The organism is Stenotrophomonas sp. GL_111, from assembly GCF_057835245.1.
On record NZ_CM174421.1, the window covers coordinates 1863108 to 1877955 of the forward strand.

The window sequence follows — 14848 nt, forward strand, 5'->3', positions numbered from 1 at the left end:
CCCATAGTTCTTGATGGCTACGGACTGGAGACTGGGCGTCCATTTTCCTGCCTCGCTGGATTCGGTCCTGGCACGCGTTGACGCGTGGCATGACGCGGCTCGATCCAGAACAGCAATCAATGACCGTTGACACACAGGACGCCGCTGCTGGGCATGTCGCCCCGTCCACTCGTTACCTCGAATGCCCATTGCGCCAGACGTTCATGGAGCTGCATGAGGACAAGGGGTGCCTGAGAATCCGTCTGGGCACGATCGGCATGCCCTGCCTGGTGGTCCATGCCACCTTCAGTGGCTTGGGCAGGGCGCGGGCGGTCCAGCAGGGCCGGGTCGAAACGTGGCTGGCCAAGGGCTATGTCGAGTGCGCGTGTACGGTGGGAATCATCGACGGCAGTGTGGCCGATGAACTGTTCTGCGATGGACGGGAGCCGCACCCGCTTCTTGTTCCCTTCTTCGAGGTCACCGGCGCGGACACGCTTGAGGGAGGGCCGCTGCGATTGGCGCTGTTCCGCAATGGCTTTGCCTGGCACGAAGATTTCGACCTGGAATGCTTGGGCGATCTTGGTCTGCATGCGGGTGTCATTGTCGAGGGCGATGTCCACGTAAACGGCGTGCTGAGCCAGCTCACGTTTTGCACGCCCGCGTTCATCCTGATCAGTGGCGATGTCTACGCCAAGAGCCTGGGGCACCGTGACAGTTGCATGCGCATCCTGGGCGACGTGCATGTAGAGAACATCATCTATGGCGAGTACAACGACGGCATGCTCTGCATCGAGGGCTCGGTTCATGGCCGAGCTTTCATCAGCGACGATCACTACATGTACGCAGGGGGCGACTATCACGCTGCCGTGACTACAGATGGTGAGAACTGGAGCTGCCTGTCGCCCGAGCTGTTTGAAGACGATGACGATGAGTTTCCCTCGCTGTCCGAAGAGGCGATCCGGCGATTCATGCGGGAAGGGCGCGACCCCTTCGTTGCGGGGGCGTCGCTGACGTATCGGGACGTTTCCGTTCCCACCCCTCCAACACCGGTTGCGCAGCCGGTATCGGCATTCATGATGAGGATTCGCGCCTTGGTTGAAGTCGACGATGTCGAGGGATTGACCTCGCTCATCGAGGGATGGCCGGTACGCGACCAGGAATGGCTGATCGCTCTGATGGGACGACTCTCCGCACCCAGCACGACACCAGCACAACGGACGCGATTGCAGGCTGTGGCCCGTTCGCTGAACCCATCGCCGGAGCAGCGGGAGCAGTGGGGGGCGCGCATCAGCGGTGGGCGGGGCGGACCGAATCAGGGACAATAGACGACCGTCGCCCCCACGCCTGCCGCCTTCGATGAGCTCATTGACCCCTGATACCGCCGCTTCCGCCCGCATCCTGGACGGCCGCCGCATCGCCGAAGACCTGCTGGACAGCCTGAAGGTGCGCGTGGACGCCCGCCTGGCGGCAGGGGGCAGCCGGCCTGGGTTGGCAGTGGTGCTGGTGGGGGGCGACCCGGCCTCGACCGTGTACGTGCGCAACAAGCGCCGTGCCGCCGAGAAGGTTGGCATCGAGGCCTTCGACTACGATCTGCCGGCCGGGACCAACGAGGCCCAGCTGCTGACCCTGATCGACCAGCTCAACAACGATCCGAAGATCCACGGCATCCTGGTGCAGCTGCCGCTGCCGGGCATTCCCGATGCCAGCCGGCTGATCCACCGCATCGACCCGCGCAAGGACGTCGATGGCTTCCACCCGGAGAACGTCGGCCACCTGGCCCTGCGCGAGTTCGGCCTGCGCCCGTGCACCCCGCGCGGCATCGTGACCCTGCTGGGCCATACCGACCAGCCGGTGCGCGGCCGCAACGCCACCATCGTGGGGGTCAGCAACCATGTGGGGCGGCCGATGGGGCTGGAGCTGTTGATCGCCGGCTGCACTGTCACCAGCTGCCACAAGTTCACCCCCAAGGACGTGCTGGAGCAGTCGGTGCGCAACGCCGATATCCTGGTGGTGGCCGTGGGCCGCCCGGGCATCGTGCCGGGTGAATGGGTGAAGCCGGGCGCGGTGGTGATCGACGTGGGCATCAACCGCCTGGACGACGGCCGCCTGGTCGGCGACGTCGGCTTCGAGGCCGCCGCCCAGCGGGCGAGCTGGATCACGCCGGTGCCGGGCGGGGTAGGGCCGATGACAGTGGCCACGCTGATGCAGAACACCATCGAGGCCGCAGAGGCCTTCTGAGCGGGCGGGCACGCCTGTGGTGCCGGCCAGCGGCCGGCACTACCCGCTGAATGTGTGCTGCCTGGCGCGACACAGCGTCGCATCTGCCCCCTGCCCAAGGGGGCGAAATCAGGGTAAAATGTCGCGCTTCCCCACATCTCGGGTATGCCGATGCTGCGCATCCAGGCTGAAGCTCTCACCTACGACGACGTCTCGCTCGTCCCCGCACACTCCACGATCCTGCCCAAGGATGTCAGCCTGGATACCCGGCTGACCCGCGACCTGCGGCTGAAGCTTCCGATCCTTTCCGCGGCCATGGATACGGTCACCGAAGCACGCCTGGCCATCGCCATGGCCCAGCTCGGTGGCATGGGCATCATCCACAAGAACCTCAGTGTGGAGCAGCAGGCCGCCGAAGTGGCCACGGTCAAGAAGTTCGAAGCCGGCGTGATCCGCGACCCGATCACGGTCGGTCCGGAAACCACCATCCGCGACGTGCTGGCACTGACCCAGGCGCGCAACATCTCCGGCGTGCCGGTGGTGGATGGCGGCCAGCTGGTCGGCATCGTCACCCATCGCGACATGCGTTTCGAGACCGAGCTCGACGATCCGGTCCGCCACATCATGACCAAGAAGGATCGCCTGATCACGGTCAAGGAAGGCGCCGCGTCCGATGAAGTGCTGCACCTGCTGCACCGCAACCGCATCGAGAAGATCCTGGTGGTCAACGATGATTTCGCCCTGCGTGGCCTGATCACCGTCAAGGACATCCAGAAGAACACCGATTACCCGAACGCCGCCAAGGACATCGCCACCCGCCTGCTGGTCGGCGCGGCCGTCGGCGTTGGCGGTGATACCGATCGCCGTGTCGAGGCGCTGGTCGCCGCCGGCGTGGACGTGCTGGTGGTGGATACCGCGCACGGCCATTCGCAGGGCGTGCTGGACCGCGTGCGCTGGGTCAAGAAGAACTTCCCGCAGGTGCAGGTCGTCGGCGGCAATATCTGTACCGGTGAAGCGGCGCTGGCGCTGCTGGACTGCGGTGCCGATGCGGTCAAGGTCGGCATCGGCCCGGGCTCGATCTGCACCACCCGCGTGGTGGCCGGTGTCGGCGTGCCGCAGATCACCGCCATCGACCTGGTGGCCGAAGCGCTGCAGGACCGTATCCCGCTGATCGCCGACGGTGGCATCCGCTACTCCGGTGATATCGGCAAGGCGCTGGCCGCCGGTGCATCGACGATCATGGTCGGCGGCCTGCTGGCCGGTACCGAGGAATCGCCCGGCGAGACCGAGCTGTTCCAGGGCCGCTCGTACAAGAGCTACCGCGGCATGGGTTCGCTGGCCGCCATGGAGAAGGGGTCCAAGGACCGTTACTTCCAGGACGCCTCCACCGCCGACAAGCTGGTACCCGAAGGCATCGAAGGCCGCGTGCCGTATCGCGGCCCGGTCGGCGGCATCATCCACCAGCTGATGGGCGGCCTGCGCGCCACCATGGGCTACGTGGGCTGCGGCACCATCGAAGACATGCGTACCCAGCCGAAGTTCGTCAAGATCAGCGGCGCCGGCCAGCGTGAGAGCCACGTCCACGACGTGCAGATCACCAAAGAGCCGCCGAACTACCGCGCCTGATCCGGCGATGAGCGAAGAGGAACGAGGAAGCAGCTTCCCGTTCCTCTTTCTCTATCCGGCATCGATTCGGCCATTTTCGTTTTTCGTTTCCACTCCTGCATTGCCCGGGCGCCATGACCAACATCCATAACGACAAGATCCTCATCCTCGATTTCGGCGCGCAGTACACCCAGCTGATCGCGCGTCGCATCCGCGAGCTCGGCGTGTACTGCGAGATCTGGGCGTGGGACCACAACCCGGCCGAGATTGCCGCGTTCGGTGCCAAGGGCATCATCCTGTCCGGTGGCCCGGAATCGACCACGCTGCCGGGCGCGCCCGCCGCACCGCGGGAAGTGTTCGACAGCGGCCTGCCGATCTTCGGCATCTGCTACGGCATGCAGACCCTGGCCGCCCAGCTGGGCGGTGCCACCGAGGCAGCCGACCAGCGTGAGTTCGGCCATGCCGAGGTCAACGTCGTCCACCCCGACGCGCTGTTCAAGGGCCTGAGCGACCACGGCGGCGAGCCGAAGTTGAACGTCTGGATGAGCCACGGCGACCACGTGTCCGTGGCCCCGCCGGGCTTCACCGTGACCGCCGTGACCGACCGCATTCCGGTGGCCGCCATGGCCAACGAAGAAAAGCGTTGGTACGGCGTGCAGTTCCACCCGGAAGTGACCCACACCCTGCAGGGCCAGGCGCTGCTGCGCCGCTTCGTGGTGGACGTGTGCGGCTGCGAAACCCTGTGGACCGCGGCCAACATCATCGACGACCAGATCGCCCGCGTGCGCGAGCTGGTGGGCGATGACGAAGTGATCCTGGGCCTGTCCGGCGGCGTCGATTCGTCGGTCGTGGCCGCGCTGCTGCACAAGGCGATCGGCGACAAGCTGACCTGCGTGTTCGTCGATACGGGCCTGCTGCGCTGGCAGGAAGGCGACCAGGTGATGGCGATGTTCGCCGAGCACATGGGCGTCAAGGTCGTTCGCGTGAATGCCGCGGACCGCTATTTCAGCAAGCTCGAAGGTGTGAGCGATCCGGAAGCCAAGCGCAAGATCATCGGCAACCTGTTCGTGGACATCTTCGATGAAGAGTCCACCAAGCTGAAGAACGCCAAGTGGCTGGCGCAGGGCACCATCTACCCTGACGTGATCGAGTCGGCCGGCAGCAAGACCGGCAAGGCCCACGTGATCAAGAGCCACCACAATGTGGGCGGCCTGCCCGAGCACATGAAGCTGGGCCTGGTGGAGCCGCTGCGCGAGCTGTTCAAGGACGAAGTGCGTCGCCTCGGCGTCGAACTCGGCCTGCCGCGCAGCATGGTCTACCGCCACCCGTTCCCGGGCCCGGGCCTGGGCGTGCGCATCCTCGGCGAAGTGAAGCGTGAGTACGCCGAGCTGCTGGCCAAGGCCGATGCCATCTTCATCGACGAGCTGCGCAAGGCGGATCTGTACGACAAGACCAGCCAGGCGTTTGCTGTGTTCCTGCCGGTGAAGTCGGTGGGCGTGGTCGGTGATGCGCGTGCGTATGAGTGGGTGATTGCGTTGCGTGCGGTGGAGACGATTGATTTCATGACGGCGCATTGGGCGCATCTGCCGTATGAGTTCCTGGGGACGGTGAGCAACCGGATCATCAATGAGTTGCGGGGGGTGTCGCGGGTTGTTTATGACATCTCGGGGAAGCCGCCGGCGACGATCGAGTGGGAATGATTTGAACGAACGAGGGCGCCGAGAGGCGCCCTCGTTGTTTGGAAGTTGCGGATTGGAGGGGGGGCATAGGCCTGGGTCCGAAAGTTGATGCCTATCTGACGCTGCTTCAATATCTTTGGCAGCCAGCCGCCTACGTCCTTGTTTCATAGAGCCACAGCATTCGAGATATCAAGCCCGTCGCGCTGGTAAATGCGTTTTTGGCCTTGCAGGATTGATGGCTTTGAGAGCGGGAAGGAGCATGATGGAACGGATGTGGATGGTGCGCGGCGATGGTGGCAGCGTGTTTGACGCTTTTCGAGAGCGTGGGGTAGTTGCTGTGGGCTGGAATCCGCTGGCCGCTCATGCAAAACAGGGCGGCGCGCACCAAAACCGATACAAACAAATGGCCCGCAGTGCGGGCCGTTTGTTTTGGTGCCTGCAAGGCATCCGGCGACAGTCCGACCACCACGATTTCAGGATCGATATCGAGTGAACTTACCTGCTGCGCTGGAAAGCGGCAGTCGGCGACATTGGGTCGGACCGGGGTTTAGGCGAGGACAGCTTGGCCGATCCCGCCGCGCGCAACAGGCCCTGGAAAGTAGGGCAGTCAGCATGATTCTCGGCCGGGCACACGGCCGCGTGCCGCAGACCCTTGCTCAGCGCCTTTAGCCTTGCGACTGTAGCGTCCACCTCGTCGGCTTTCGCTGCCAGAGCGCCGCGGTTGATGTTCGTCCGCCCATCCGCGGAAAACATGACCTTGATTTCATCGAGGGAGAAGCCGGCAGATTGCCCCAGTGCAATCAGCGCAAGCTGGTCCACGACAGAAGGCGAAAAGGTCCGCCGGAGCCCGGAGCGCCCCGTCGACGCGATCAAGCCCTTTTCCTCGTAGTAGCGCAGCGCTGAAGCGGGCACGCCAGACCGCTTTGCCACCTCGGCGATGTCCATCCGAAACCCCTTGACCTCAAGTTGACTTGAAGTTGCATAGTGCAACTCATATCCCATCACGTCAAGGAAAAGCAAATTGAACGACATACCGAACAGCCCTGAACGCTCCCGGTCCACGCAGAGTCTGGAGAAAGGCTCCATTCGTAGCTCGTTGGACGTCGCGATGGAGGCCATAACGAAGGAATGGGGTCCACTCAGCACCAAGGTTGTCGCTGCGTGTCGAGGCCACTTGGAGCATCTCCTCAAGGCGCCGGCCACGGAGGATTGGCTGGAGGAACTGCATCGGGATGCGCCCGCAAACAAGGAGCTGCACCGCGACTCCCTCAATGGGTTCGTCCTCTTGGCACACACCGAACCAATGGGGCTGTATAGGCCGCCTCACGACCACGGCCGGGGGTGGGTCATCTATGCACTTCAGCAGGGTGAAATCGAAATGGGTACTTACACCCGACTGGTCAGCGCCGACGGCAGCGTTCAGTTGGTGCAGAGAGGGGCGACGACGGTGCGTCCAGGCGAGGTCCAGGTCTATCTTCCGGGGGATATCCACGACACACGCTGCGTAAATGGACCCGCGTTGCTATTCCGCTTCACGGAGCGAGACTTGAAGAAGGAGGACAAAGAAGAGCATCGCGTCACCCGGTACGTTGATCGTGATGGGACATGGATGCCGGAAGGCTCGTGACTGCCCCGCTCGCACCGGCGGCCGCAATGGAACAATGCCCAAAGTTGCCTGGGCGACGGAGGGCTGCCGCGACTGTCGCCGTGTTATTGGCCATGGTTCTCGCCGTCCTCGACGCAGCCGTAGTCAACGTTGCACTACCGAGCATGGCCCGCTCTTTACAGGTGTCCCCGGGAACATCGATCTGGATCATCACCGCTTACCAGCTCGCGTTGGTGATGGCCCTGCTGCCGTGCGCTGCGCTGGGGGATAGTCTTGGCCATCGCCGAGTTTTCACCGGGGGAGTTGCGCTGTTTACGGCCGCGTCCGTGTTGTGTGCAGTGTCGCCATCACTTCCTTGGCTCGTCGCGTCACGTTTCCTTCAAGGTCTAGGTGCTGCCGCGATCATGGCGCTCGGCATCGCCTTGCTTCGCGCCATCGTGCCCCAAGACCGGTTCGGAACCGCGATCGGCTGGAACGCGCTGGCCGTGGCGCTCTCGTCTGCGGCGGGCCCCACCATCGGCGCAGCGATCCTCGCTGGCGCAAGTTGGCCGTGGCTATTTGCTCTGAACCTGCCGTTGGGTGCAATGGTTCTTCTTGCCACGCGGGCACTGCCTCACGTCAAGGGCACGGCGCGCCCCCTTGACAAGATCAGTGTCGCATTGAACGCCGCCGCGTTTGCATCGCTCGTCGTCGGCATGGAACTACTGACTGCGCATGCGGTGCCTGCGGCATTGCTGATCGGTGCCGCAGCCATCACCCTGGCGGCCTTGATCCGACGGGAACTGCCGAAGGAGGTGCCGTTGATTCCTCTAGACCTGCTGCGCACGCCTTCGTTTCGCACTTCAGTGGTCGCATCGTTCTGCTGTTTCGCCGGCATAACCCTCGGCTTGTTGGCGCTGCCGTTCTACCTGCAGCACAATCTCGGGCTGGACCCCTTGATGACGGCGTTTTACTTGGCGCCCTGGCCCCTGACGGTGGCGATCGCGGCACCATTGGTTGGCCGTCTTGCTGATCGCGTCTCAACAGCTTGGCTGTGCGTGGTAGGCGGTGCATGCCTGGCGGTCGGGCTGTCTGCGACCGCAATGTGGGATCTACAGCAGAGCGCGCGCCCCTTGATGATCTTCACGGTGCTGTGCGGGCTGGGTTTTGGTCTTTTCCAAGTGCCCAACAATCGCAACATGTTCTTGGCGGCGCCCCGCGCAAGAAGCGGTGCTGCCGGAGGCATGCAGGCCACGGCCCGTCTGGCGGGGCAAACCGTCGGCGGGGTTGTCATGACTCTGATCTTTACCCTTTTCCCCGTCGACACGGCGCCGGTGCTTGCTTTGGGGATCGGTGCCACGCTGACGCTGGCAGCTGGTGTTCTAAGTGCACTTCGGGTGGACACGTAGGAAGGTGTTGGTGGCGACAAGGACGATGCCGACGACGAGGGCAATGCACCCGTGTGATTCACGAGAATGGCGGCTCGGATGTCTCATCAATTGGCAAAGCTCGTTCCCTTCGCAGACCGTCCTTGGCCTGAGTGGCTGCGCTTCATCGTGCTGTCCACCGGCTTCTATCTCAACGAACTGATGCAGCCGGTCAAACTGCTGCTGGATGCGGGCCACGAGGTGACCTTTGCCACGCCGCAGGGGCGGGCACCTACGGTGGATGCGTCATCGGTGACGCCGGCCTACTTCGGCGACGATGCCGCGCAGTTGAAGGCGCATAAGGATCTGCTGGAAAAACTGGCCTTGACCTCGCCGACAGCCTCACCGGTGGTCAGCCTGGCGCGTATCGAGCAGCAGGGCTACGCGCACTTCGATGCGGTCTACATCCCCGGTGGCCACGCGCCGATGCAGGACCTGCTGAAGAGTCCGGCACTGGGCCGGTTGCTGGCCGATTTCCACCAGCGCAACAAGACCACCGCGCTGGTCTGCCACGGGCCGATCGCGCTGCTGTCTACGCTGCCGGATGCGGCGGGTTTCGTAGCGACGCTGGAAGCCGGTGCCATGCCGGCTACGCCGCAGTGGATCTACAGCGGCTACCAGATGACGGTGATCAGCAACCAGGAAGAAGAGCAGGCCAAGCCGTTGCTGGGCGGCGGTGAGATGAAGTTCTACCCGCAGACCGCGCTGGAGCGGGCGGGTGCGAGGTTCAGCAGCAACACCACGCCGTGGACCGCCCATGTGGTGGTGGACCGCGAGCTGATTACCGGGCAGAACCCGGCATCGGCGTTGGAGGTGGGGCAGCGGTTGGTTGAACAGTTGAAATAAGTCGGTTCGTTCTGAGTACTTATATTTCCGGAGAATTCCGCGCGAACTGTGCGGGATCTCTGCCAGTTGGCAAGCCGCGTTATCACGGACGCCTTAATGGACGACGGCGGCAAGAGGCCACGGTGGGGGCATGCGCTGATGGGCTTCCCGGCCGCTACACTGACCCCCTACGCCCGATGGAATCTCGCCCATGTTCACTGGAAAAGTCGCAGTGGTTACTGGCTCCACCAGCGGTATCGGTCTTGGCATTGCCACCGCGCTCGCGCGGCAGGGGGCCGATATCGTGCTGAATGGATTTGGCGATGCGGCGGAGATCGAGAGAATCCGTTCCAGCCTGGAGGCCGATTTTGGCGTAAGGGTCGCGCACGATGGCGGCGACCTTTCCCGTGGTGAGGCGGTGCGGGAAATGATTGCCCATGCCGTCGAGAAGATGGGGCGTATCGACATCCTGGTGAACAATGCGGGCATCCAGCACACCGCGTCGATCGAGGAATTCCCGGTCGAGAAGTGGGATGCGATCCTCGCGCTGAATCTATCGGCGGTGTTCCATGCAACAGCGGCCGCCTTGCCCTACATGAAGCAGCAGGGATCGGGCCGTGTGATCAATATCGCGTCGGTGCATGGACTGGTTGCGTCGGTGAACAAGTCTGCGTATGTGGCGGCGAAGCATGGCGTGGTGGGATTCACCAAAGTGACGGCGCTGGAGAACGCAGGCACGGGCATCACGGCGAATGCCATCTGCCCGGGTTGGGTACGAACGTCGCTGGTGGAGCAGCAGATCACCGCGCTGGCGGAACGGGAGGGAACGGATCAGGCGTCCGCCGCGCGCGCACTGCTGGCCGAAAAACAGCCCTCGCTGCAGTTTGTGACGCCCGAGCAGCTCGGGGAAATGGTGGTCTTCCTGGCCTCGGACGCCGCTGCTCAGATTACCGGCACGGCACTTCCGATGGATGGTGGCTGGACAGCCCGCTAACTGGCCGGCTGTGCACGCCGCTGCAGCATCGGCAGCGCCACCAGGTGTGCGAGGTGGCCCACCACGGGCGCTGATCGCCATGCTGCCTTGGCATTGAACGCCGAAGTACGCATGAAAACACTGATAGCCGAGAAAATACGGTTTAGGACGTGATTGGGGGGGCGGGAGGCCGCGTGTATCATCGCGTTCAACAACGAAGGTGTAGCCGCGGCGGTCGGCGAGGTGCACCTATCCAATGGTCATTGGAACGCAAAGGAGAATGCAGCATGACCCCGCTACCCCGATTACATGTGGATGCCAGCCCGCGCGCACAGCGGCCGCAATCCCAATCCCTGAAGTTCTTGTTCCTGGTCGCAGCGATACTTTCGATCTGCACCTTGACCGGTTGTGTCTCGTTGCCGACCGCGCCGGAGTTGGTTGCACGCAGTAAGTGGAAGGGGCGCCCCGCCGAAGATGCCGTGCGCTTCTTCGGCAGCCCGCATGACATGCAGCGCTCTGCAGACGGAAAGCGCGCGGTGATGAGCTGGTACACGGACACCTCGTATACCCAGCGTGAGGCGGTTGGGTATTCCCAGGAGCGCCAAGGCAACGTCCTGGTCAACACGACCCACATGGATGACGTGGCGCATGCCGGGCGTTGCATCATCTCGGTGACCGTGGACAAGGACAAGCGGATCGTCGATTTCAAGGCGGACGCCGGCAAGTTGCTGCTGTCCAGCGGGTGTGCCGGCGTCAAGCTGGGGCCGCCATGAAGACGTCCATTCGCGGGGCATGGCTTGCGGGGATGGCGCTGATGGCGGTGTCCGGTACGGTGGTTGCCGAGGATTGGTGGGTGGTCTACGCCGGCAGCGATCCCTACAAGCTTGAGTTGTTGCTGGTGGACAAGGATTCGCTGGCGGCGGTCGCAGGTCCGGGGCGCGCGCAGCGCTCGCAGATGGTGGCCTTGCTTGATGGCCTGCATGTGGCGACCGTGCAGCAATACCGTTGCGCCACACGGCAGACCAAGATCGAGAGCGCCAATGCGTTCTCCAATGACGGTGCACCCAGCGCGATGAAGATGCAGTTTCCGGACGGTTGGACGGCGCTGCCCAATGACGTGCACGAAGCGGCCTTCTCGTTCGTCTGCGCACCGCAGGATCGCGAGAAGAATGGCATGCGCCCGGTGCAGAAGGGGTTGGACCGCGCAAGCGTGGTCGAGCATCTGGAACGAGTCAAAGCCCAGGCGGCCGTTGCCTACCTGAAAGGCAAGCAGGAGCAGGCGGAGAAGGCCAAGGTCGATTACGTGATGGATGAGCTGGATGTGCTGCTGAACAACAAGCCCGCAGCGCCTGCGTCGGCGGAATCATTCCGATAGGCCTGCGTTGAAATGACAAGGGCGCCGAACGGCGCCCTTGTTGGTTGCAGCCGGCAGTTGGCCTACCAACGCGCCTCCAGCTGACGGAACGGCTGCTTCAGCAGCACGCCCTGATCGTCGTAGTCGCGCACCATACGCCCATCCACCCGCACTTCCGCCGGGCGCGTCCGTGCCGGCCACCACACCCGCACAGCGGTGCCCTTGCGCAGACCCTGGCCCAGCGTCAGCTGCAGGGTGCCGTCACGCTGCTTTGCCTGCAGCTGCAACGTGCCGTACGCGGTGGGCAGGCGATCAATCGCCAGCCCCTCACCGGCCACCCACGACGGCGGCGTACCCGGCAACAGCGACAGCGCATCATCGTCTTCGCGCATCAACATGCCGAACAACGTGCGGCCATACTCCGCGCCGATCCAGGTATGCGGCATGTCGCCGAGGTAGCGCGGGAAGCGCAGGCGTGAATGCACCACTTCGGCCAGCACCTGCCACTCCAGTGGGCGGCGGTCGTGCAACAGACCTTGCAGCAACTCGTCGGCGGCTGCGGGCTGGCCCAGGTGCACATAGCTGAGCACGTTGCGGATTTCATACGGGGTGTAGGCGTACAACGCGCCAGGCTGGTTGCGCTTGCGCACATCGTCCAGGTAACGCGCGAAGGTGGTGCGCAGTGCTTCGGCAGGCAGTACGTCCTGCGCGCCGGTGGGGTCGAGTGCGATGGAGACGCCGGTGGGGTCGCCGTCGCCGAGGTCGGCCGAGGAAGGAATGAAGTCGATGCCCTTCCACGCCATGGTCGCGCGGATCGAGGCCGCCAGTGCATCGTGCAGGGCGGTGTACTGCGCGCGTGCCCACGCAGCGGTTTCGTGATCGCCCAGCGATTCGGCCAGCCACGCGCCGTCATGCCAGCCCTTCAGGCCCCAGTAGTCGTCCCAGTAGCTGTGGGTGGGCGAGGGGTAGCCTTCGTGGCTGATCGAGGGCGCGAGGATGCCGGCGAAGCGCTCCGGTGCAGGCTGGCTGGCCATGTAACCGGGCACCAGGGTGCGCTCGCGCAGTTCCTGCAGGAAGCGCATGGCCGCCTTCACCTTGGGCAGATAGGCACGCACCGATTCGGGGCCGCCGTCGAGGCGCGCGACGTCGGCGACCAGCGCGATGTACTGGCCCTGGCTGTCGTATTCGATGTCCGAGCCGAAGCCGGTGTTGACGCTGCCGTCGTCGTTGAGGATCGGCGAGACCAGGCCGTTGGCATGCACGCCGTGTTCGCTGTACCAGGCCAGGTAATCGCGCGCGACCTGGCGTTCGCCCATGCGTAGCAGCACCGCCGAGGTGGCCATGCCATCGCGGATGAAGGAGCGGTTGTAGTTGCGCGGGCCGGGTTGCATGGCCGGGCCGGTCTGGTTGATCAGCATGTAGGCGGCCTGCGCGCGCAGCATGTCCACCAAGGAAGGATCGGGCAGACGCAGGCCGACCTGGCCGAGCCGGGCCTGCCAGTCGGCGGAGGCACGCTTGGCGAGCGTTTCGTAGAGGGCATCCGCATCGCGGGGCAGATCGCCCAGGGCCAGGTCAGGGGCCTGCGGCAAGCTGCCGTCGACTGCGGTTGCCGCGGTGCCAAGCGCGAACACCAGCACCACCGAGCGGCTGGCACCGGGCGCCAACTGGATGCGGTAGGCCAAGGCGGCGGCAGCCAGGCCATCGGCATCGTGTGCCTGCCGCGCAGTGGGCAGGGTGCCACTGGCGATGGCCGCGGTGATTTCGGTGCTGCCATCGGGGCCGAACGCGGCGGTACCGGCGGCGTCCACCGGGGTCAGCGACTGCAGCAAGGTGCGGCCGTTGATGCGCACGCTGTTGTCCGCCACCGCGATGTCGCGGATCGGCGAGAGCCCGCCGTTCTGCCACGGCGGGTTCATCTGCATCGGCCGCACGGCCAGGTTCAAGGTGCCGTCCACCGGCGTACTGCCGGTGTTGCGCAGGCGGTGGCGCACGAAGGTGACCGGCTGGCCGCTGAGTTCAACCGCGAATGCCTCGCTGTCCAGTTCCAGCCCGGGTTGTGGCGACCACGCCGCGGTGGGCATCGGCTTCCAACCGTCGCGCAGTGCATGGCGCACGGGGCGGTCGGCGGCACCGGCGGCGCTGCCGTCGGCATTGCGCCAGATCGGCTGCACCAGCGGTGCGCCCTTGTAGGCTTCGATGTTGCCGTACTCATCGAAGATCGATTTCTGCCGGCCGGCATGCACGCCAACGGCGGTCCAGTAAGTCTGCTGCAGGTGCAGCGACGCCGGGAACAGGGTGCGCTGCGCGCCGCTGGCGGCAATCTGGTAACGCTTCATCGGCGTCATCACCGCTGCCGGACCGAGCAGGCGGACGCGCTTGATCTGCGGTGCGGCACCGTCCACGCTCAGGCGCAGCGCCTTGGCCGTCACCGGCGCGTTGCCGGCCAACCAGCTCTGCTGGCGGCTGCCGGCCTGCGGGTCGGTGGCCAACTCGCTCCAGGCACCGTGCGTGTCCTGTACCTGCAATCGCGCTGCGCCGTGCGCGCCGGCCCACTCCACCACCAGCCCGGTGGTGGGCTGCGGGCGGGGCAGGGCGATGTCGAGCGCGTGCGTGTTGCTCTTGAGGATCGGAAGGGAGACCGCGTCGCCCCCTTGCCACAGCGCGGCGGCCTGCGAGGTGGTGAGTCCGGATACCTGCGCGCTGGTGGTGCTGTCCAAGGGCTCCAGTTCAAAGATGGAGACGCCCCAATCGGAGGTGCGGTCCGGGCTGGCCAGGCGCAGGTAGCGGGCCTGGCGCGGGGCGAAGAACAGGGTTTCGATGCCGCCCAGCGAGTCGGCCATGGTGTACGCCGGCTGCCACTGTTTGCCGTCCAGCGAGGTCTGCAGGCGGTAGCCCTCCGGATTGGAGACATCCCAGGTGATCCGCGCACCGCTGAGCGACGCGGGCTTGCCGAGGTCCACCTGGAACCAGTGGCCGGGGCTGAAGGCGCCACCGGTGACCGTCTTCGGGTTGCCATCGATGAGGTGGCTGACCGCCATGGCCGGCACCTGCTGCGAGGAGCTGCTGGCCTGCCATTGGCTGCGTGGGGGCAGGTTCTGGGCCGAAACGGTCACCGCCAGCATCACGGCCGGCAGAAGCAGGGCACGCGCGACGCGGTGCGCAGGCGTGCGCGGGACAGTCCAGCGATTGGCAGGCAACCCCATC

At 64.8% G+C, this 14848-nt stretch carries 13 protein-coding genes; 11 read left to right on the forward strand and 2 right to left on the reverse strand.

What is annotated here, in order from left to right; translation table 11 throughout:
- Positions 1 to 89: 89 nt before the first annotated feature.
- The 5 genes from AC3IPM_RS08625 to AC3IPM_RS08645 all read left to right on the forward strand — a co-directional run bounded on the left by AC3IPM_RS08625 (position 90) and on the right by AC3IPM_RS08645 (position 5973).
- A complete protein-coding gene (locus tag AC3IPM_RS08625) occupies positions 90 to 1304 on the forward strand; it encodes a hypothetical protein (protein ID WP_489303530.1) in 1215 nt (404 codons plus the stop codon).
- Positions 1305 to 1335: 31 nt separating this feature from the next.
- Positions 1336 to 2217 carry a bifunctional methylenetetrahydrofolate dehydrogenase/methenyltetrahydrofolate cyclohydrolase FolD gene (gene folD, locus AC3IPM_RS08630; protein WP_489303531.1) on the forward strand — a complete coding sequence of 294 codons (882 nt, stop codon included), beginning with the start codon at positions 1336 to 1338 and terminating at the stop codon, positions 2215 to 2217.
- Between the two features lie 150 nt (positions 2218 to 2367).
- Complete coding sequence (guaB, locus tag AC3IPM_RS08635; protein WP_489303532.1) at positions 2368 to 3822, forward strand: IMP dehydrogenase; 1455 nt, start codon at positions 2368 to 2370, stop codon at positions 3820 to 3822.
- Between the two features lie 113 nt (positions 3823 to 3935).
- Entirely contained in the window at positions 3936 to 5501 is a 1566-nt protein-coding gene (gene guaA / locus AC3IPM_RS08640; RefSeq protein WP_489303533.1) for a glutamine-hydrolyzing GMP synthase, read from the forward strand.
- A gap of 241 nt (positions 5502 to 5742) precedes the next feature.
- A complete protein-coding gene (locus AC3IPM_RS08645) occupies positions 5743 to 5973 on the forward strand; it encodes a hypothetical protein (protein WP_489303534.1) in 231 nt (76 codons plus the stop codon).
- Between the two features lie 2 nt (positions 5974 to 5975).
- On the opposite strand, the gene AC3IPM_RS08650 is transcribed toward AC3IPM_RS08645, so the two are convergent.
- A complete protein-coding gene (locus AC3IPM_RS08650; protein WP_489303535.1) occupies positions 5976 to 6566 on the reverse strand; it encodes a helix-turn-helix domain-containing protein in 591 nt (196 codons plus the stop codon).
- A gap of 88 nt (positions 6567 to 6654) precedes the next feature.
- Between AC3IPM_RS08650 and AC3IPM_RS08655 the strand changes: the two genes are divergently transcribed.
- From AC3IPM_RS08655 to AC3IPM_RS08680, 6 genes are all read left to right on the forward strand, one after another.
- A complete protein-coding gene (locus AC3IPM_RS08655) occupies positions 6655 to 7107 on the forward strand; it encodes a hypothetical protein (protein WP_489303536.1) in 453 nt (150 codons plus the stop codon).
- A gap of 92 nt (positions 7108 to 7199) precedes the next feature.
- Positions 7200 to 8474 carry an MFS transporter gene (locus AC3IPM_RS08660; RefSeq protein WP_489303537.1) on the forward strand — a complete coding sequence of 425 codons (1275 nt, stop codon included), beginning with the start codon at positions 7200 to 7202 and terminating at the stop codon, positions 8472 to 8474.
- Positions 8475 to 8540: 66 nt separating this feature from the next.
- Positions 8541 to 9338, forward strand: a complete 798-nt coding sequence (locus tag AC3IPM_RS08665; RefSeq protein ID WP_489303538.1) for a type 1 glutamine amidotransferase domain-containing protein — start codon at positions 8541 to 8543, stop codon at positions 9336 to 9338.
- A gap of 190 nt (positions 9339 to 9528) precedes the next feature.
- Positions 9529 to 10311, forward strand: a complete 783-nt coding sequence (locus AC3IPM_RS08670) for a 3-hydroxybutyrate dehydrogenase (RefSeq protein ID WP_489303539.1) — start codon at positions 9529 to 9531, stop codon at positions 10309 to 10311.
- A gap of 266 nt (positions 10312 to 10577) precedes the next feature.
- Entirely contained in the window at positions 10578 to 11063 is a 486-nt protein-coding gene (locus AC3IPM_RS08675; RefSeq protein ID WP_489303540.1) for a hypothetical protein, read from the forward strand.
- Positions 11060 to 11665, forward strand: coding sequence for a hypothetical protein (locus AC3IPM_RS08680; protein WP_489303541.1), 606 nt, complete (start codon positions 11060 to 11062; stop codon positions 11663 to 11665). Before AC3IPM_RS08675 ends, AC3IPM_RS08680 begins: the two co-directional genes overlap by 4 nt.
- 62 nt (positions 11666 to 11727) lie before the next feature.
- Here AC3IPM_RS08680 and AC3IPM_RS08685 read toward each other — a convergent pair whose 3' ends face one another.
- On the reverse strand, positions 11728 to 14847 hold the full coding sequence (locus AC3IPM_RS08685; protein ID WP_489304054.1) for a galactose-binding domain-containing protein: 3120 nt from the start codon (positions 14845 to 14847) through the stop codon (positions 11728 to 11730).
- Position 14848 lies beyond the last annotated feature (1 nt).

Coding starts and splice junctions, on each gene's coding strand:
- AC3IPM_RS08685 (WP_489304054.1), bottom strand. CDS start 14,847: ATGGGGTTGCCTGCCAATCGCTGGACTGTCCCGCGCACGCCTGCGCAC.
- AC3IPM_RS08645 (WP_489303534.1), top strand. CDS start 5,743: ATGGAACGGATGTGGATGGTGCGCGGCGATGGTGGCAGCGTGTTTGAC.
- folD (WP_489303531.1), top strand. CDS start 1,336: ATGAGCTCATTGACCCCTGATACCGCCGCTTCCGCCCGCATCCTGGAC.
- AC3IPM_RS08650 (WP_489303535.1), bottom strand. CDS start 6,566: ATGGAGCCTTTCTCCAGACTCTGCGTGGACCGGGAGCGTTCAGGGCTG.
- guaA (WP_489303533.1), top strand. CDS start 3,936: ATGACCAACATCCATAACGACAAGATCCTCATCCTCGATTTCGGCGCG.
- AC3IPM_RS08675 (WP_489303540.1), top strand. CDS start 10,578: ATGACCCCGCTACCCCGATTACATGTGGATGCCAGCCCGCGCGCACAG.
- AC3IPM_RS08665 (WP_489303538.1), top strand. CDS start 8,541: ATGGCGGCTCGGATGTCTCATCAATTGGCAAAGCTCGTTCCCTTCGCA.
- AC3IPM_RS08660 (WP_489303537.1), top strand. CDS start 7,200: ATGGTTCTCGCCGTCCTCGACGCAGCCGTAGTCAACGTTGCACTACCG.
- AC3IPM_RS08670 (WP_489303539.1), top strand. CDS start 9,529: ATGTTCACTGGAAAAGTCGCAGTGGTTACTGGCTCCACCAGCGGTATC.
- AC3IPM_RS08625 (WP_489303530.1), top strand. CDS start 90: ATGACGCGGCTCGATCCAGAACAGCAATCAATGACCGTTGACACACAG.
- AC3IPM_RS08680 (WP_489303541.1), top strand. CDS start 11,060: ATGAAGACGTCCATTCGCGGGGCATGGCTTGCGGGGATGGCGCTGATG.
- guaB (WP_489303532.1), top strand. CDS start 2,368: ATGCTGCGCATCCAGGCTGAAGCTCTCACCTACGACGACGTCTCGCTC.